This is a genomic window from Haloarcula salinisoli (assembly GCF_019599405.1).
In the GTDB taxonomy this organism is placed as follows: Archaea; Halobacteriota; Halobacteria; order Halobacteriales; family Haloarculaceae; genus Haloarcula; species Haloarcula salinisoli.
Map to the genome: position 1 here is coordinate 494881 of NZ_RKLQ01000002.1, position 15446 is coordinate 510326.

The following is a 15446-nucleotide window of genomic DNA, read 5'->3' on the forward strand; positions in this document are numbered from 1 at the left end:
TGGGTCAGGGCGAGAACTCGGTCTCGGCCCCGTCTCCTCGGACCAGCGTCTCCTTCTCGGTCCGCGACAGCTGTTTTATTTCGTACTCGCGAGACATCGCTGCCGACTTGGAGTCGAACCGCTCGACGTGGACGAGTTCGACGGGCGTCCGGCCGCGGGTGTACTTCGCGCCCTCGTCGGCGTCGTGTTCACGAACCCGGCGCTCCACGTCGGTCGTGTAGCCGGTGTAAAAAGTATCGTCGCTGCACCGAACCACGTAGGCGTAGTGGTCAGGGCTCCGCGTGGTGGTCATCGCACGATGCGGGGGGCCCAGTGGGCCTCGTACGGATTGTTGTAGTCATTTACCGGTGTGTGCCGACCGGTGTCGGCGTCCGCCGTAAATACTCTACAACGGTCCGTATCACGCTTCGTGGGCGCGCTCTTTCGACACCTCGGCGATGCCAGCGTTCGCCGAGCAGTTCGGGCAGGCCCGGATGTGTCCGTACTCGTCCGCGAACACACGGGCGAACTGGTCTGAGACGTGCGCGCCGCAGTGATTGCATTCGGGCATCGTATTCGTCGGCGACACCACCGCCGACATACAAACAGAGGTGTTCTAGTCCTATATTGCTTTACCCAAATGGTTTGGTATCCATCTGGGCTGACAGATGTTTCACCCATCAGTCACCCCCCTCGCGCCGCCGCGACCCGGCGGGCGATGAGTCCCGCCTGCGTGCCCGCGGTAAAGCCCGCGTCGACGTTGACGACCGACAGCGCCGTGCAGGACTGGAGCATCCCCGAGAGCGCGGCCTCGCCCTCGCCGCCGTGGCCGTACCCGGTCGAGACGGGGAGGCCGATAACCGGCGTGTCCACCAGTCCGGCGACGACGGTGGGCAGGGCGCCCTCCCGACCGGCGGCGACGACGAGGACGTCCTGTTCGCGCAGGCGGGACACGGCGTCGATGGTCCGGGCCAGACTGGCGACACCCACGTCGTCGATTCGGGTCACGTCGGCGCCCAACTCGGCGGCTATCATGGCCGCCTCGCCCGCCGGGACGGCGTCGGAGGTCCCGGCCGTGACGACGCCGACGCGGGCGTCGACGTCGGGTCGCTCGAACGCGGGGGCCGTGGCCACGAGCCAGTTCGACCGCTCGTCCCACCGGATGGTGGCCTTCGGAGCGTTCTCGGCCAGCTGTCGGCGGACGGCCCCTGCACCGGCCGCGTCGATGCGGGTGACGATCGCTCGCCCGGTCGTCTCGACGGCCGTCGCCGCGAGGTCGGCTATCTCCTCGACTGTCTTCCCGCTGCCCAGCACCGCCTCGGGGACGCCCGAACGGGCCTTGCGGGCCGCGTCGAAGCGGCCGGCGCCGGTCGTGGCGTAGCCGGCCAGTTCCGACTCGGCCTCGGCGGGGGTCAGTTCACCCGCCGCGACCGCCTCCAGTATCTCGCGCATGTGTCCCCCTCTGGGGGCCGGCTACTCCTATCCGTCGGTCTCCAGCGCCAGCGCGCGCGAGACGGCGGGATAGGGCCGCCCGCTCCTCACATATCAATTATGTGGCCACACCCCTCGCGATAGCGGAAAAATCAGCCTTATTTATATGGGTCTGAATGGCCGAAACGCCCTGAAACCCCCGTCAGTACCGGTGAGAGCGACCCAATTGGGGAAAGTATTTAAACAATCCCTTCGCACAGCGGAGTGTATGGCAGACCTAATCGTCAAAGCCGCCGTGAAGGAAGAGCTCGATGACATGAACGTTGCGTCGGACTTCTACGATGCACTCGACGCCGAAGTCGAGGAACTGCTCGCCGACGCCGCTCGACGAGCTGACGCTAACGACCGAAAGACAGTCCAGCCGCGAGACCTGTAAGGTCGTTTCCACCCGTTTTTCTTTCAGCAACGTCCCGTAGCGACGGCGTCGTTCGCCGATAGCCAGCTCCTGCTCCGCGGCTCGCTACGCTCTCCGCGTCGCTTTCGAGGCGTCTCCCGACGTCGACGCCTCGCTCGCTACAGCTCTCGGACCGTCACGCCCTCCTCGCTACCGACGTGGACCTCGTCGGCCAGCCCGACGAACAGCCCGTGTTCGACGACGCCGGGCAGCGACGCCAGGTCCCGCCCCAGCGCCGCCGGCTCGTCGATATCGCCGAAGGCACAGTCCAGCACGAGGTTCCCGTTGTCGGTGACGACGGGGCCGTCCTTGCGCTCGGCCTGCCGCAGCGTCGGCTCGCCGCCCAGTTCCCGGACCGACTCGGCGACGGTGGTCCGGGCCGCCGACAGCACTTCCACCGGCACTGGGTGGGAGAGCGTCTCGGCTTCCTTCGTCGGGTCGGCGACGACGAGCAAGCGGTCGGCGCTCGCGTCGACGATCTTCTCGCGGGCGTGGGCCGCCCCGCCGCCCTTTATCAGGTCACCGCCGGCCACCTCGTCGGCGCCGTCGATGGCCAGGTCGACGCTCACTTCGTCCAAATCGGCAAGCGGGATGCCGGCCTCGCGGGCCAGTTCGCGGGACTGGAAGGAGGTCGGGACGCCGACGATGTCGAGGCCGGCGTCGACCTGCCGGCCGATGGCGCGAATCGCGTGGGCCGTCGTGGACCCGGTGCCCAGCCCGACGACCATGCCGTCCTCGACCGCCTCGGCCGCCGACTCGCCGGCCGCGCGTTTCGCCGCGTCTGAGCCGCCCTGTTTCATGTGCGGACTCTCACTGGAGGCGGACAAAACGTTTGTTCTCCTGGCCGGAACGGACGGTATGGACTGCACCTACTGCGGCTGTGCCGTCGAGGCCCACGACCCGGTGTATCTCTCGACGGAACCGGACGGCGAGCCGACCAGCCAGTTCTGTAACTACGGCTGCCTGTCGGCACATATCGAGACCGCGGAGCTGACCACGGGGACGGCCTGCAACTGGTCGCCGGCAGAGTGATACTGCCGGCTGTAACTGGGTCGAGATAGCCGACAGCCGGTCGTACGAACAGTATACTTTTGCCCGCCCGCTTCGCCCTGAGAGTATGACACTCTTCGGAACGAGCGGCATCAGAGGGCCGGTCGGCGAGACGGTGACAGCCGACCTGGCGCTGTCGATGGGACGAGCGCTGGGCGTCGACTGCGACAGGGTCGTCGTCGGTCGGGACCCGCGTGCGAGCGGCGAGTTCCTCCAGTCCGCGCTGGTGGCAGGGCTGCGAGAGAGCGGCACGGACGTCGTCGACGTGGGCGTGGCGGCGACGCCGACGGTCGCCCGAGCGGTGGCGTGGCGCGACGCCGACGCCGGCGTCTCGATTACGGCGAGCCACAACCCGCCCGAGGACAACGGCCTGAAGCTCTGGCAACCCTCCGGGCAGGCCTTCGACAGCGAGGGTCAGGAGCGAATCGAGGCTCGCATCGCCGAGGCGACCTTCGAGCCGGCCGCGTGGGACGAGAGCGGCCAGTTAGAGACGTGGGACGCCCGCGCCCGCCACGCCGAGGCCATCCAAGCAGAACTCGGCCGTGAGTCGATGGACAGCCACGTTATCGTCGACGTGGGCAACGGCGCCGGCGGCGTCACGGTGGAGGTCCTCAAATCGCTGGGCGCACACGTCGAGACGCTGAACGCCCAGCCCGACGGCGCGTTCCCGGGCCGACCGAGCGAACCGAAAGCCGAGAACTGCACGTCGCTGTCGACCCTCGTCGGCGAGAGCGACGCCGACATCGGCATCGCACACGACGGCGACGCCGACCGGATGCGGGCGGTGGCCGGCGACGGCACCTACCTCACCGGCGACGTCACGCTCGCCCTGTTCGCCCGCGCGGCCGCCGAACCCGGCCAGCGGGTCGCCGTGCCGGTCGATACCAGCCTGGCGGTCGCGGACTACCTCGCCGAGATAGACGTCGACGTGGAGTACACGCCGGTCGGTGACGTCTACGTCGCCGAGGCCGCCGAGGCCCCCGACGTGGCCTTCGGCGGGGAGCCAAGCGGCGCGTGGATATGGCCCGCCCACACGCTCTGTCCGGACGGCCCACTGGCGGCATCTACCATCGCCGCCCTCGACGCCGACCGGCCGCTGGCCGAGCGCATCGCCGACGTGCCCACCTACCCCATTCGCCGGGACAGCGTCGAGGTCGAGGCGAAAGGCGCGGTGATGGACCGGGTCCGCGAGCAGGTGCTCGCCGACTACGACGACGTGACGACGCTGGACGGGGTCCGCGTGGACCTGGGCGACGCGTGGTTCCTCCTGCGCGCCAGTGGTACCCAGCCACTCGTCAGGGTGACCGCCGAAGCCCGCGAGGACGCACGGGCCGACGAGGTGCTGGCCGAGGCTCGGGAGTGCCTGGCAGCGGCTCTGGAGTAGGAGAATCTCACCGTGACTGACCCAGTCACGGGAGAACGACGCTTATCTGCGGGTCGACCGGGCCTCGCGGATGTCGGCCCCGTCGCGTATCTTATCCTCACACTGCGGACAGACCCGTGGTTTCTCGACGCCGTTTGGCGTGAAGACCCGCGCGTATGCGGCAGTTACGAAATTCTCACAGTTCTGGCATTCCGGCATACACCCTGATAGAAGGAGTATACCGTCTTAATTGTGGTGTCGTGGCAACGACTACCACACGCGTTCAGAAATCGCTCGTGACGCTGTCGTCTTCACCCAGTTCCACCACGCCATCGAACAGGTCCCGGAACTGCGCGACGGTCTCGTCGTCGTGGACGCCCTGGGCGAGGTGGAACATCCCGACGGCGTCGTACTCCTCGAGGAGTTCGAGGATGTCGCCGACGGCCTCGAGGGCCTGCTCCTCGTCGGCGTAGTAGATGAGTTCGGTGACCGAGTCGAAGCTCACGCGCAGCTTGCCGTCGTGGTCCTGCAGGAACTGCTCGGTCTCGGCGACGATGCCGGCCAGGTCGTCGGGCGCGGAGACGTAGCGGACCTGGTCGGACTGACGACGGGTGTAGCCCCGCTCGACCGACAGCGTATCCAGGATTGTCGCGCGCTCCTCGTCGACCTCGTAGTACTCCAGTTTCTGTTTGACTTCGCGGGCGGTGGTCCGCGTCGAGATGACCAACATTGCGTCGGTGTCGGTCGAGAGGAAATCGGTGTCGAGACGGTCGGTCGCCCCGGTACTGGGGTGTACCAGCAGGATTCCGGTGCCCCCCTCCACGGTGTCCGGCGTGTTGTCGATGGCCAGCGTGTACTCCATGTGCCGGAAAGGGCGGGGCGACGGGCATTAACTTTTGCGAGGGACGCCCCGCTCGGCTCAGAACACACTGTCGGCCGTCGCCGCGCCGACGACGCTGAAGATAGCGCCCACGGCGACGGCTTTCACCGTCGTCAGCGCGACCGCTCTCGGCGTCGGGTTCGGCAGTATCCCCGCCTCGACCAGGAAGGTCTGGGGCGCGGTCAGTGCCAGCGCGAGGACTGCCACGGAACCGAAGGCGACGAGCATCAGCGAGACGAACCGAATCGGGACCCCGGCGACCTCGGCCTCCCGCTCTAGGTCCCGGTCGTCGTCGGCCTTGTACAGCGCGCCGTAGCCGATGGCGAAGACGATAGCGACCACGGCGGCCGCGTGGTAACCGGTCATGTTCGACGCCAGCACCCACACCTCCTCGGTGACGACGAAGGGACCGGCCAGCAGGAACCCGCCGACGACCTGCTGGGCCGTGTCGGCGACGCGGTAGCGGCGACGGCGCGACATACTCTCCGGTCCAGCGCCTGGGGCATAACCTTCCCGGACTCCGGGGACAAAGCTGGAGCGGCGGTCGACGCGGCCGCGCCACAGCCGGGCGGTTCCACGACCCCGTCACAGGAATAAAGTGTCGGCCGGCCGAACGGAGCGGTATGAACGCCGATGTCGAAGCGGTCGTACCCGACGACGTCGCGCCCGCGACGCTGCTGTTCGGTGTCGTCGCCGGCCTGGGGCTGGGCTGGACCGGCGGGAGTGTCCTGGCCGGAGCGTCACTCTCTGCGTACCTCCCGTTGCTGGTCTCCATCCTGGCTGCCGGCACCGTGTTGTACGTGGTCCGGACCCAGCGGTAACGCCGAGTCGAAGGGCGTTTTGCCACCGACCGCCCACTCCGGATATGAGCGTCAGCGACGAGTTCGACGACTGGGCCGCCCGCGGGAAGGACCGCGGGATGGAAGACCGCCACTGGCACACCGCAAAGCACGTCCTCGCGCGGATGCCCGTCGAGGCGGGCGACACCGTGCTCGACCTGGGCTCGGGCAGCGGCTACGCCGGCCGCGCGCTGAAGGAGACCGCCGACGCCGGCCGGGCCTACGGTATCGACGCCTCGCCGGCGATGGCCGCAAACGCCCGTTCCTACACCGACGACGGCGACGTGGGCTTTCTGGTGGGCGACTTCGAACACCTCCCCTTCGAGACCGACACCGTCGACCACTGCTTCTCGATGGAGGCCTTCTACTACGCCAGCGACCCCCACGCCGTCCTCGACGAAGTTGCCCGCGTGTTGCGCCCGGGCGGCACCTTCCACTGTGCCGTGAACTACTACGAGGAGAACGTCCACTCCCACGCCTGGGACGAGCTCGTCGAGGTGCCGATGACCCGCTGGAGCGGCCCGGAGTACCGCGAGGCGTTCCGTGAGGCCGGGCTGGCGGTCGCCGTCCAGGACAACGTCCCCGACCGCGAGATAGAGATTCCACCGGCGAGCGAGTTCCCCACCGAGGACTGGGAGACCCGCGAAGCGATGGTCGAACGCTACCGGGAGTTCGGCACGCTCGTCACCGTCGGCGTCGCGCCCTGAAAACAACGTTTTAGATCTCTGTGGTGGGCTGAACTGTTCGACGGCACCGCTAGCAGTGTCTGCCAACTACGGTGCGAACAGCTGGAAAGCCCCGGCCCGTTTCAGTCCCATCCATCGCTGATTGGCCAACCGGCTACGGGTGGGACTGAGCGGAGGCGGAGGCTCCGCGGGGGTCAGGAGATGCGAAGCGTCCCCGGGGACTTTCTGGCTGTTTGTAGTCTCACCGACGCTTACTGCTAGCGGAGGAACCCTTTTGGTAACCACTCGACAAGGTATCCCGTGCCGACTCGCCAGCGAACGTACGTCATCGCAGGACTGCTCGTCCTGCTGGTCGCGCTCTCGATGCTGTTGCTGTCGAGCGTGCTGGCGACCGTCTTCTTCGCGATAACCGTCGCGTACGTGCTCTTCCCACTGTCGGAGTGGTTCGTCGACCGGGGGCTCTCGAAGCGGCTCGCGGCCGCCGTCTCGACGGCTATCGCCTTCGTCGCCGGCTCGCTCGTCCTCGTCCCGCTTGTCGCCGTGCTGTATCGCCGCCGGCGTGACCTCTTTGGCTTCTTCCAGCGACTCCCCGACGAGGTCACCCTCGCCGTGGGGGAGTTCAGCTACCGCATCGACATCCAGTCGTGGCTCGTGACCGCGCGCGACGCCCTCGGGGACGTGGCAGTGCAGTTCGCGAGCGAGACGCCGATTCTCGCCCTGAAGGGCGTCCTCTTTACCATCCTCGTCTACGCGCTGCTCTGGCAGCCCAGCGCCCCGGGGAAAGTCGTCTACCGGACCGTCCCGACGCCGTACCACGACATCGTCGAGCGGTTTCACAGGCGCCTGCGGTCGACGCTGTATGCCATCTACGTCCTGCAGGCGGCGACTGCGTTTGGTACCTTCATCGTGGCCTGGGTGCTGTTCGCCCTGCTGGGGTACAACGGCGCGTTCGCGCTGGCGGTCACCGCCGGTATCCTCCAGTTCGTCCCCGTCGTCGGGCCGAGCGTGGTTATCCTCGCTATCGCCGCCTCGGAAGCCATCGCCGGCGACGCCGTCGGTGCGGTCCTCATCACCGTCCTGGGCCTTACGCTCGTGGGCTTTCTGCCCGACGCGGTCATCCGCCCGCGGCTGGCCCGCTACACGACGGGGATGCCGGCCAGCCTCTACTTCGTCGGCTTCACCGGCGGCGTGCTCTCGCTGGGGATTATCGGCTTCATCGCCGGCCCGGTGATAATCGCGCTGCTGGTCGAGGCGGTGGAACTGCTGGCGACCGAGAACGGATCGGCCGAGACGGAGCCGGCCCAGGCGTCGGAACGACGGTGACCGAGAACGAACCGACGGCGCCGCGCTACGCGTCGGGCGAGCCCGGTTCCAGGGGCCGGTCCTGGGCCTCCCACTCGGTGAGACTGCCCTCGTAGAACTCCACGTCCTCGAAGCCGAGATGCCGGAGCACGACGTAGGTGTGGCTGATGCGCCGTGCCGTGTTACAGTACAGGACGACGCGTTTCTCGGGGACGATGCCGACCGATTCGAGGACTGCGAGCGCTTCCTCCCGGGGGAGTAGCCCCCGGGTCTCGTCGTCGACGAGCTCGCGCCAGTCAAGCAGGACGGCGCCGGGGATGTGCCCCGCGGCGTATTCGGACTCGTCGCGGGTGTCGACGAGGACGGCGTCGGGGTCGTCGCTGGCGGCAGCGACCCGGTCGGCGTCGACCAGCGGCGTCGCTTCGGGCGGATCGACGCTGTAGTCGGTTTCCGCGATGTCGGGCGTCTCGCTGCTGGTCGGCTGTTCCAGTTGCCAGCTGGAGAAATCGCCATCGAGCAGGTACAGTTTCTCGGGGTCGTGGCCCAGCAGCGCCGCCGTCACCAGGAAGCGAGCGGCGAAGACGCCGTGGTGGTCGTCGTACGCGACTATCTCGCTGTCGGCGCTGATACCGGCCGGACCGAGCAGCGACGCCCACTGGCTGTGGCTGGGCAGCATCCCCTCGCTGTCGCCCGACTCCTTCCGGAAGCGGTCGAACGGAATCGAGACTGCACCGGGGAGGTGCGCCATCGCGTCGTACTCCCAGCCGTCCCGCACGTCGACGACGCGCAGTCGGTCGAGGTTGTCCGCCACCCAGTCGGCGGAGACGATATCGGTCATTATCGACGCTTCCGCCTCCGACCGCTTGAAAACTCGGATACAGGTTGCTCGAAGATACCGACAACTGTTGCCGCCTCTGTCAGCTCCTCTCCCCGACGACGGCCTCACGCCTGCCTTTTCAGGGCGACATAATGGGCCACGTTGACAATCACCATTCCTGTTGTAGAGGCAACATATGCCGTCACAGGGGAGGAGTGGCCGTCCATGCCGCCACTCGTGGTAATATATGTATGGTAGACCAACGGTTCAACGCATTATGACTGAATACGCCAACGACGTGCTCGTCTCGGCCGACTGGGCCAGCGAGCACCTGGACGACTTCCAGGACGACGACTCCGACCTCCGACTGGTCGAAGTCGACGTCGACACGGAAGCCTACGACGAGGCCCACGCGCCCGGCGCCATCGGCTTCAACTGGGAGACAGACCTGCAGGACCAGACCACCCGCGACATCCTCTCGAAAGACGAGTTCGAGGCGACGATGGGCGAGGCCGGCATCAGCGAGGACGACACCGTCGTGCTGTACGGTGACAACTCCAACTGGTTTGCCGCCTACACCTACTGGCAGTTCAAGTACTACGGCCACGACGACGTGAAGCTCCTCGACGGCGGCCGCGAGTACTGGCTCGAGAACGACTACGAGACCACGGACGAGGTTCCCGAGTTCTCGGCGACGACCTACACCGCGTCCGGTCCGCGCGAGTCCATCCGCGCCTACCGCGACGACGTCGAGAACGCCGTCGACAAGGAGCTGCCGCTGGTCGACGTCCGCTCGCCCGAGGAGTTCTCCGGCGAGATTCTCGCGCCCCCCGGACTCCAGGAGACCGCCCAGCGTGGCGGCCACGTCCCCGGCGCAGAGAACATCTCGTGGGCCGCCGTCACGAACGACGACGGCACCTTCAAGAGCTACGACGAGCTCGAAGAGCTCTACGCCGAGTACGGCATCGACGGCGACTCCACGACGGTCGCGTACTGCCGCATCGGCGAGCGCTCCTCGGTCGCCTGGTTCGCCCTGCACGAGCTGCTGGGCTACGAGGACACCATCAACTACGACGGCTCCTGGACCGAGTGGGGCAACCTCGTCGGCGCCCCCATCGAGAAGGGCAACTGACCGGGGAGACTGGCGAGGCGGACAACGGAGCGAAGCGACCGCGTCCGCCTCGAATCGGAACGGGGAGCGCAGCGACCCGTGAAGAAGCGCTCTGCGTCTTCGAGCCGCGGTTCCCTTCTCGCAGAGAAGGGCAACTAATCGGTCTCAAACTCGCTGATTTTTTCGCGTGTTGGTCGGATAGCGGTGCCTGAGTCGCTTCTGCAGTTTTATATCCCGAAACTATTGACAGCCAGAAAGCCCCACTGCTCTCAGCTCCCGCGACTCGCTGTGCTCCTCGGCCTGCGGCCTGCGGTGCTTGCATCGCCGGGGTTCGCTGAGAGCAGTGCCCTTTTCAGTCCCACCCGTAGCTGTTTGGCCAGCCGGCATGGGTGGGACTGAAAGGGGCGGCCTGCTACACGAAGGTGGACGACGTAAGCACCGCAATGAGCGGAGCGAGTGAGGAGCGCAACGAGGCCCCCGAGTGTAGCAGGACGGGGCTTTCTGGCTGTTCACACTACGCTCGGTCACAGGTTCAGCCTTGGCTGTCCCTAGCCGTAGATTCAAGACGATAGCACACCAGACAGGGGTGTGGACCGACAGGAACTCGAACGGGTGCTGTCAGAGACGTTCGACGACGCGGGGGCGGCCGGGGTAGTGGCGCGACAGGCCGGCGACATGGCCGACGGGGGGCAGTTCGACGCGGACTTCGGCGGCGAACTCACCGTCGAGACGGTCGTCGAGAACCTGCATGACGCTCCCGACGAGTACGCACTGGCCGAGCGGTGGAACTGGTGGCTGGGGGCCCTGGACCTCTCACACGGTGGGTACGCGCGGTTCAGCGTTCGCCCGGACGTGGGCAGGCAGTCCTAGGCGTCCGCGACCCCAAATTTCGAGCGCCAGCCTCAGAATACTGAGAGCCCGTGAGCCTCTCGTGCGTGGTCGAGGAGTGCCTCCGTCGTCTCGAACTCCTCGCCGCATGTGCACGTGTGGTACGTGGTCGGGGTTTGCTGGCGTGTTGCCATAGCAAACACACCTTGTTCGTCAATCATAATAATTGTTTATGTGGTAGTGTTATCAGTCCACATAACCGGTGGTACCGAATCCCACGGCCGCAGTCCAGCGTACTGTGGCAACGACACATGGGCCATGGTGTACGAGGGTGGCGGCGTTTCAGTACTGCTATTGCGGTTTCTATCGGCAGAGAGACTATACCTGTCCAATGCTAACGAGTGGGAACGACCTTCTCTCCCATGAACCAGCCGGATTCCAAGGCGGCCCATCGCGAGCAGGTGTACGAAGCCTTCGCCGACCGGCGACAGTCGCTCGCGGCGGCCGTCGAGGCCGCGCTTGAGGCCGGTGTGGGTCGCCTCGGTGTCGGAATCGGGTTTCTGACGCGTATCGAGGACGGGACACAGTACATCGAACACGCTGTCGGCGACCACGCAGCGATACAGGCCGGCGAGCAGTGTCCGCTGGACGAGGCCTACTGTCGGCGGACCGTCCAGCTGGACGGGCACCTGAGCGTTCAGGACGCCACGTCGTCGGCCGAGGTCCCCCAGCAGGCCTACGAGGCGTTCGGGCTGGGCTCGTACATCGGCTGCAAGATCGTCGTCGACGAAGACGTCTACGGGACGGTCTGTTTCGCCGACCAGGAGCCGCGCGAGCGACCGTTCTCGGAGGCCGAGGAACTGTTCGTCGAACTCGTCGCTCGGCTGGCCGGCCGGGCTATCGAGCGCCGGGCCTACGAGCGCGAGCAGGCCGAACGGACGGCCCAGATCGAGACCGAGAAACGCCGGTTCGAGGGTATCGCAGAGAACAGCTTCGACGTCCTCTACCGTATCGACACCGACGGCGAACTGACCTACGTTTCACAGGCCGTCGAGCGAGTGCTGGGTTACGAGCCAGACGAACTCGTCGGCGACAACTTCGCGACGCTGGTCAGCGACGGCACGACGCCGTCGGCGCTGTCCGCGTTCACGCGGCTGCTGGACGGCGAGACGGTCCAGGGACTGGAGATCGCGTTCACCCATCGGGACGGCCACCAGGTTTCCATGGAGGTCAACGCGACGCCCATCACGGACGACGACGCCGTCACCGCCGTCCAGGGCGTCGGCCGCGACATCACGGAACGCAAGGAGCGCGAGTCGGAGCTCCGGCTCCGGACCCGGGCGATGGACGCCGCCGAGGTCCCCATCACCATGGCCGACGCCACGGCACGGGACAATCCCATCGTCTACGCGAACGACGCCTTCGAGACGGTCACCGGCTACAGTAAGGGCCAGATAATCGGGAACAACTGCCGGATACTCCAGGGGCCCGGCACCGACGACGAGGGCGTGAGGACACTTCGGGAGGGTATCGACGCCCAGCGACCGGTGACGGCCCAGATTCTGAACTATCGGCGCGACGGGACCCCGTTCTGGAACCGCATCACCGTGACGCCGATCGCCGACGATACCGGAACGGTGACCCACTATCTGGGCTTCCAGCAGGACGTCACCGAGCAACAGCGCATCACCCGCCTCGTCGAACTGCTGAACCGCGTCCTCCGGCACAACCTCCGCAACGAGCTCACCGTCATCGAGGGGTACACCGACTTCATCCACGAGTCGCCCGAGGGGATGGACATTCAGGCGAAGATACGGCGGCCGCTCCGACGGCTGGTGTCGCTCAGCGAGCGCGCCCGTGAGCTGGAGAAAATCGCGAAGGCGGCCCGCGAACCGGACCGAATCGACCCGACCGAACTCCTCTCGGGCGTCGCCGACCAGCATCGTGAGGGCGCGACGGTCGATATCAGCGTCGACACCGACCGGGACATCTGTGCCGGCACCGAGCTTGAGACCGCCATCGACGAGCTGGTGACCAACGCCGTCACCCACGACCCCGACGACCACACGACGGTCTCGCTGTCCGCCCGCGACGACGGCGACTGGGTCGTCGTGACTGTCGCCGACGACGGTCCCGGCATCCCGCCGATGGAGGTCGCCGTCGTCGAAGCAGGCCAGGAGACCCCGCTCGAACACGGGAAGGGGCTCGGGCTCTGGCTCGTCAACTGGGTCGTCACCCAATATGGCGGCTCGTTCCAGCTTTCGGTCGACGACGGCACCGTCGCGACGCTCCGACTTCCCGCTATCGCGGCCGACCAGTCCATCGAGGACGCCGCCCGGCGACCGACGGCGCTGTTACGATAGCCTGAGGGTACAGCCGTGTTTACTGGAACAATTCAGAGAGCCAGAAAGCCCCGTCCTGCTACACTCGGGGGACTCGCTGCGCTCCTCGGCCTCCGGCCTGCGGTGCTTACTTCGTCCACCTTCGTGTAGCAGGCCGCCCCTTTCATCCCGCCCGTAGCCGGTTTGTCAGCCGGCATGGCCGGAATGAAAGGGGCGGGGCTTTCTGGCTGTTCGCGGTCCGGCTCTCCTTCCTAAACACTGCCACCGGGAACTGCCGGTCCTGTCCGGCTGTTCTGCCGGCCAGAACCGACGAAGGCAAACGGCCTGACCGACTACCCTCGCCCAGATGGAGGTCCAGTTCCTGGGTGGGGCCGACGAGATAGGCCGCAGTGCCGTGCTCCTAGACGACTCGCTGTTGCTCGACTACGGGATGGCCAGCGAGTCCCCGCCACAGTATCCGGTCGGCGACGTCGACCCCGACGCCGTCGTGGTCTCTCATGGCCACCTGGACCACGCCGGCGCGGTGCCGGCGCTCATGTCCTCGGGCGAGTTGCCGCCGGTTCACTGGACGCCCCCAACCCGAGAACTGGCGACCACGCTCGCCGAGGACACGCTGAAACTCCACGGCTCGACGCCGCGCTGTCCCTTCACCCAGAACGACGTGCGCCGACTCACGCAGGCCTCAGAGACGCATAGCTACGAGGAGTCCTTCGAGGCTGCGGGCTACGAGATAACGCTCTACAACGCGGGTCATATCCCCGGCAGCGCCCACGTGCTGGTCGATGACGGGGACACTCGCCTGCTCTACACCGGCGACTTTCACACCGGCGACCAGCGCCTCGTCGCGCCTTCGACCGCCCGACCCGACGCTGATGTGGTCATCTGCGAGTCGACGTATTCGGACGTGTCCCACGAGGCCCGCGATACCGTCGAGCAGCGCTTCGCCGAGAGCGTGCAGCAGACGGTGTGGGAAGGTGGGACCGTCGTCGTCCCGGCCTTCGCCATTGGCCGCACGCAGGAGGCGATGTTAGTCTGTGCCGCCCACGACATCGACTGCTACGTCGACGGAATGGGCCAGCGGGTGACGAAGCAACTGAAACGCCACCCCGAGTTTCTCCGCGATGGGGACGCACTTCGCGGGGCGACGTCGAGCGCCCGGTTCGTGACGGGTCGCGATGGACAGCGAAAGCGCATCGCCGAGCAGAACACTGTCATCATCACCACCTCGGGAATGCTCAGCGGTGGCCCCGCGATGACCTACGTCCCCGCCATCCGCCACCACCCGACGAACAAGGTCGCGCTGACGGGGTATCAGGTCGAGGGAACGCCCGGCCGTCAGCTACTCGACACTGGGAGCGCCGAACTCGACGGCCGCGTGATGCCCGTCAGCGCGCAGGTCGAACTCCACGAGTTCTCCGCCCACGCCGACCGGCAGGGCCTGCTCGACTTCCTCGAGAGCTACCGAGATACGCCCGTTCTCACTGTCCACGGCGACCGCACGGCCGCCTTCGCCGAGGAACTTCGCGGCGAGGGGTTCGAGGCGCGTGCGCCGACGCTGGGCGAGACCGTCGAGCTGTGAACAGCACGCCACTCTCGCGATAGCGCTGCCGTCTCGGGCATGATGTACCACGCTTGTGTGTTATTTCGTGTCGGGACGAAGCGGTCGTATGGCGACTGTCATCGAGTTTACCAGTCCGGCCGACGAGTTCCCGCTGGGGACCGTCTTCGAGAACCTCTCGGAGGTGACGGTGGAACTGGAGCGACTCATCCCACACGACACGCTGATAATCCCCTATTTCTGGGTCCGTGGCGCCGCCGCCAGCGACATCGAAGCCGCGTTCGAAGCCCACGCCGGCGTGGTCGACGTCGAACTCATCGACAGCGTCGAGGACGAATACCTCATGCGTGCCGAGTGGGAAACGGAGTACTTCGGCATCCTGAACGCCCTGGGGAAGGCCAACGTCGTCGTTCTCTCGGGGGTCGGAACCAAAGACGGGTGGGACTTCGAGGTCAGGGGCGAGGACCGGTCGGCGATTAGCGAGTTTCGCACGCTCTGTCAGGACCACGATATCCCGCTGGAAGTCACGGCCGTTCACTCGCTGCTCCCGCTCCAGGGGGACAGTTACGAACTGACCGACCCCCAGCGGGAGGCGCTCGTGCTGGCCTACGAACGCGGCTACTTCGACTCGCCGCGGATGGCGTCGCTCGAAGAAATCGCGGATGAACTCGGTATCACCCAGCAGTCGCTCTCCTCGCGTCTCAGACGCGGCCACCGGCGACTCATCGGTGGGACGCTGGTACGTGACCAGGCCGATTGACCGACGGCGGCCCTGTTTAAACCCCCTGTATAGTAAGTACCCAGAG

At 66.6% G+C, this 15446-nt stretch carries 20 protein-coding genes; 12 read left to right on the top strand and 8 right to left on the bottom strand.

The features are described from left to right. Positions 1-4: 4 nt before the first annotated feature. The 3 genes from EGD98_RS11670 to larB all read right to left on the bottom strand — a co-directional run bounded on the left by EGD98_RS11670 (position 5) and on the right by larB (position 1431). Complete coding sequence (locus EGD98_RS11670) at positions 5-292, bottom strand: GIY-YIG nuclease family protein (RefSeq protein ID WP_220588545.1); 288 nt, start codon at positions 290-292, stop codon at positions 5-7. A 108-nt stretch (positions 293-400) separates the two neighbouring features. Beyond that, positions 401-550, bottom strand: coding sequence for a DUF7563 family protein (locus EGD98_RS11675; protein ID WP_220588546.1), 150 nt, complete (start codon positions 548-550; stop codon positions 401-403). Positions 551-663: 113 nt separating this feature from the next. Continuing rightward, the gene (gene larB / locus EGD98_RS11680; protein WP_220588547.1) at positions 664-1431 is read right to left on the bottom strand and encodes a nickel pincer cofactor biosynthesis protein LarB; all 768 of its coding nucleotides are present in this window, start codon (positions 1429-1431) and stop codon (positions 664-666) included. Positions 1432-1678: 247 nt separating this feature from the next. Between larB and EGD98_RS11685 the strand changes: the two genes are divergently transcribed. Continuing rightward, complete coding sequence (locus EGD98_RS11685) at positions 1679-1846, top strand: DUF1931 domain-containing protein (protein ID WP_220588548.1); 168 nt, start codon at positions 1679-1681, stop codon at positions 1844-1846. Positions 1847-1983: 137 nt separating this feature from the next. Here the strand turns inward: EGD98_RS11685 and rpiA are convergent, their stop codons facing one another. Further along, positions 1984-2664, bottom strand: coding sequence for a ribose-5-phosphate isomerase RpiA (gene rpiA / locus EGD98_RS11690; RefSeq protein ID WP_220588549.1), 681 nt, complete (start codon positions 2662-2664; stop codon positions 1984-1986). Positions 2665-2722: 58 nt separating this feature from the next. Between rpiA and EGD98_RS11695 the strand changes: the two genes are divergently transcribed. Then, positions 2723-2896: a hypothetical protein gene (locus tag EGD98_RS11695; RefSeq protein WP_236039466.1), complete on the top strand. Its 174-nt coding sequence runs from the start codon at positions 2723-2725 to the stop codon at positions 2894-2896. 85 nt (positions 2897-2981) lie between these two features. Beyond that, on the top strand, positions 2982-4298 hold the full coding sequence (glmM, locus tag EGD98_RS11700; protein WP_220588551.1) for a phosphoglucosamine mutase: 1317 nt from the start codon (positions 2982-2984) through the stop codon (positions 4296-4298). Positions 4299-4340: 42 nt separating this feature from the next. On the opposite strand, the gene EGD98_RS11705 is transcribed toward glmM, so the two are convergent. The 3 genes from EGD98_RS11705 to EGD98_RS11715 all read right to left on the bottom strand — a co-directional run bounded on the left by EGD98_RS11705 (position 4341) and on the right by EGD98_RS11715 (position 5637). Continuing rightward, entirely contained in the window at positions 4341-4496 is a 156-nt protein-coding gene (locus tag EGD98_RS11705) for a DUF7563 family protein (protein WP_220588552.1), read from the bottom strand. 64 nt (positions 4497-4560) lie between these two features. Next, a complete protein-coding gene (locus EGD98_RS11710; protein ID WP_220588553.1) occupies positions 4561-5139 on the bottom strand; it encodes a DUF7090 family protein in 579 nt (192 codons plus the stop codon). A gap of 57 nt (positions 5140-5196) precedes the next feature. Beyond that, positions 5197-5637, bottom strand: a complete 441-nt coding sequence (locus tag EGD98_RS11715) for a DUF2391 family protein (RefSeq protein ID WP_220588554.1) — start codon at positions 5635-5637, stop codon at positions 5197-5199. A gap of 143 nt (positions 5638-5780) precedes the next feature. On the opposite strand from EGD98_RS11715, the gene EGD98_RS11720 reads away from it, so the two are divergent. From EGD98_RS11720 to EGD98_RS11730, 3 genes are all read left to right on the top strand, one after another. Next, positions 5781-5978 carry a hypothetical protein gene (locus EGD98_RS11720; RefSeq protein WP_220588555.1) on the top strand — a complete coding sequence of 66 codons (198 nt, stop codon included), beginning with the start codon at positions 5781-5783 and terminating at the stop codon, positions 5976-5978. A 44-nt stretch (positions 5979-6022) separates the two neighbouring features. Then, complete coding sequence (locus tag EGD98_RS11725; protein ID WP_220588556.1) at positions 6023-6703, top strand: class I SAM-dependent methyltransferase; 681 nt, start codon at positions 6023-6025, stop codon at positions 6701-6703. Positions 6704-6982: 279 nt separating this feature from the next. Continuing rightward, positions 6983-8005: an AI-2E family transporter gene (locus tag EGD98_RS11730; RefSeq protein ID WP_220588557.1), complete on the top strand. Its 1023-nt coding sequence runs from the start codon at positions 6983-6985 to the stop codon at positions 8003-8005. Between the two features lie 25 nt (positions 8006-8030). Here the strand turns inward: EGD98_RS11730 and EGD98_RS11735 are convergent, their stop codons facing one another. Then, positions 8031-8822 carry a sulfurtransferase gene (locus EGD98_RS11735; RefSeq protein WP_220588558.1) on the bottom strand — a complete coding sequence of 264 codons (792 nt, stop codon included), beginning with the start codon at positions 8820-8822 and terminating at the stop codon, positions 8031-8033. Positions 8823-9078: 256 nt separating this feature from the next. Between EGD98_RS11735 and EGD98_RS11740 the strand changes: the two genes are divergently transcribed. The 6 genes from EGD98_RS11740 (at position 9079) to EGD98_RS11765 (ending at position 15400) form a co-directional block, all read left to right on the top strand. Continuing rightward, entirely contained in the window at positions 9079-9933 is an 855-nt protein-coding gene (locus tag EGD98_RS11740; RefSeq protein WP_220588559.1) for a sulfurtransferase, read from the top strand. Between the two features lie 537 nt (positions 9934-10470). Then, complete coding sequence (locus tag EGD98_RS11745) at positions 10471-10782, top strand: WNWW family protein (protein WP_483867031.1); 312 nt, start codon at positions 10471-10473, stop codon at positions 10780-10782. A gap of 116 nt (positions 10783-10898) precedes the next feature. Continuing rightward, on the top strand, positions 10899-11138 hold the full coding sequence (locus tag EGD98_RS21295; protein WP_413229585.1) for a hypothetical protein: 240 nt from the start codon (positions 10899-10901) through the stop codon (positions 11136-11138). A gap of 24 nt (positions 11139-11162) precedes the next feature. Further along, complete coding sequence (locus EGD98_RS11755; protein ID WP_220588562.1) at positions 11163-13103, top strand: PAS domain S-box protein; 1941 nt, start codon at positions 11163-11165, stop codon at positions 13101-13103. 325 nt (positions 13104-13428) lie between these two features. After that, on the top strand, positions 13429-14661 hold the full coding sequence (locus EGD98_RS11760) for an MBL fold metallo-hydrolase (RefSeq protein WP_220588563.1): 1233 nt from the start codon (positions 13429-13431) through the stop codon (positions 14659-14661). A gap of 88 nt (positions 14662-14749) precedes the next feature. Beyond that, positions 14750-15400 carry a helix-turn-helix domain-containing protein gene (locus EGD98_RS11765; RefSeq protein ID WP_220588564.1) on the top strand — a complete coding sequence of 217 codons (651 nt, stop codon included), beginning with the start codon at positions 14750-14752 and terminating at the stop codon, positions 15398-15400. Positions 15401-15446: the final 46 nt, after the last annotated feature.

What these genes read in the sequence shown, in the direction of transcription:
- EGD98_RS11765 (WP_220588564.1), top strand. Translation starts at nt 14,750, where the DNA reads ATGGCGACTGTCATCGAGTTTACCAGTCCGGCCGACGAGTTCCCGCTG.
- EGD98_RS11720 (WP_220588555.1), top strand. Translation starts at nt 5,781, where the DNA reads ATGAACGCCGATGTCGAAGCGGTCGTACCCGACGACGTCGCGCCCGCG.
- EGD98_RS11675 (WP_220588546.1), bottom strand. Translation starts at nt 550, where the DNA reads ATGCCCGAATGCAATCACTGCGGCGCGCACGTCTCAGACCAGTTCGCC.
- EGD98_RS11705 (WP_220588552.1), bottom strand. Translation starts at nt 4,496, where the DNA reads ATGCCGGAATGCCAGAACTGTGAGAATTTCGTAACTGCCGCATACGCG.
- glmM (WP_220588551.1), top strand. Translation starts at nt 2,982, where the DNA reads ATGACACTCTTCGGAACGAGCGGCATCAGAGGGCCGGTCGGCGAGACG.
- EGD98_RS11760 (WP_220588563.1), top strand. Translation starts at nt 13,429, where the DNA reads ATGGAGGTCCAGTTCCTGGGTGGGGCCGACGAGATAGGCCGCAGTGCC.
- EGD98_RS11695 (WP_236039466.1), top strand. Translation starts at nt 2,723, where the DNA reads ATGGACTGCACCTACTGCGGCTGTGCCGTCGAGGCCCACGACCCGGTG.
- EGD98_RS11740 (WP_220588559.1), top strand. Translation starts at nt 9,079, where the DNA reads ATGACTGAATACGCCAACGACGTGCTCGTCTCGGCCGACTGGGCCAGC.
- EGD98_RS11670 (WP_220588545.1), bottom strand. Translation starts at nt 292, where the DNA reads ATGACCACCACGCGGAGCCCTGACCACTACGCCTACGTGGTTCGGTGC.
- EGD98_RS11715 (WP_220588554.1), bottom strand. Translation starts at nt 5,637, where the DNA reads ATGTCGCGCCGTCGCCGCTACCGCGTCGCCGACACGGCCCAGCAGGTC.
- EGD98_RS11755 (WP_220588562.1), top strand. Translation starts at nt 11,163, where the DNA reads ATGAACCAGCCGGATTCCAAGGCGGCCCATCGCGAGCAGGTGTACGAA.
- EGD98_RS11725 (WP_220588556.1), top strand. Translation starts at nt 6,023, where the DNA reads ATGAGCGTCAGCGACGAGTTCGACGACTGGGCCGCCCGCGGGAAGGAC.
- larB (WP_220588547.1), bottom strand. Translation starts at nt 1,431, where the DNA reads ATGCGCGAGATACTGGAGGCGGTCGCGGCGGGTGAACTGACCCCCGCC.
- rpiA (WP_220588549.1), bottom strand. Translation starts at nt 2,664, where the DNA reads ATGAAACAGGGCGGCTCAGACGCGGCGAAACGCGCGGCCGGCGAGTCG.
- EGD98_RS11735 (WP_220588558.1), bottom strand. Translation starts at nt 8,822, where the DNA reads ATGACCGATATCGTCTCCGCCGACTGGGTGGCGGACAACCTCGACCGA.
- EGD98_RS11685 (WP_220588548.1), top strand. Translation starts at nt 1,679, where the DNA reads ATGGCAGACCTAATCGTCAAAGCCGCCGTGAAGGAAGAGCTCGATGAC.
- EGD98_RS11710 (WP_220588553.1), bottom strand. Translation starts at nt 5,139, where the DNA reads ATGGAGTACACGCTGGCCATCGACAACACGCCGGACACCGTGGAGGGG.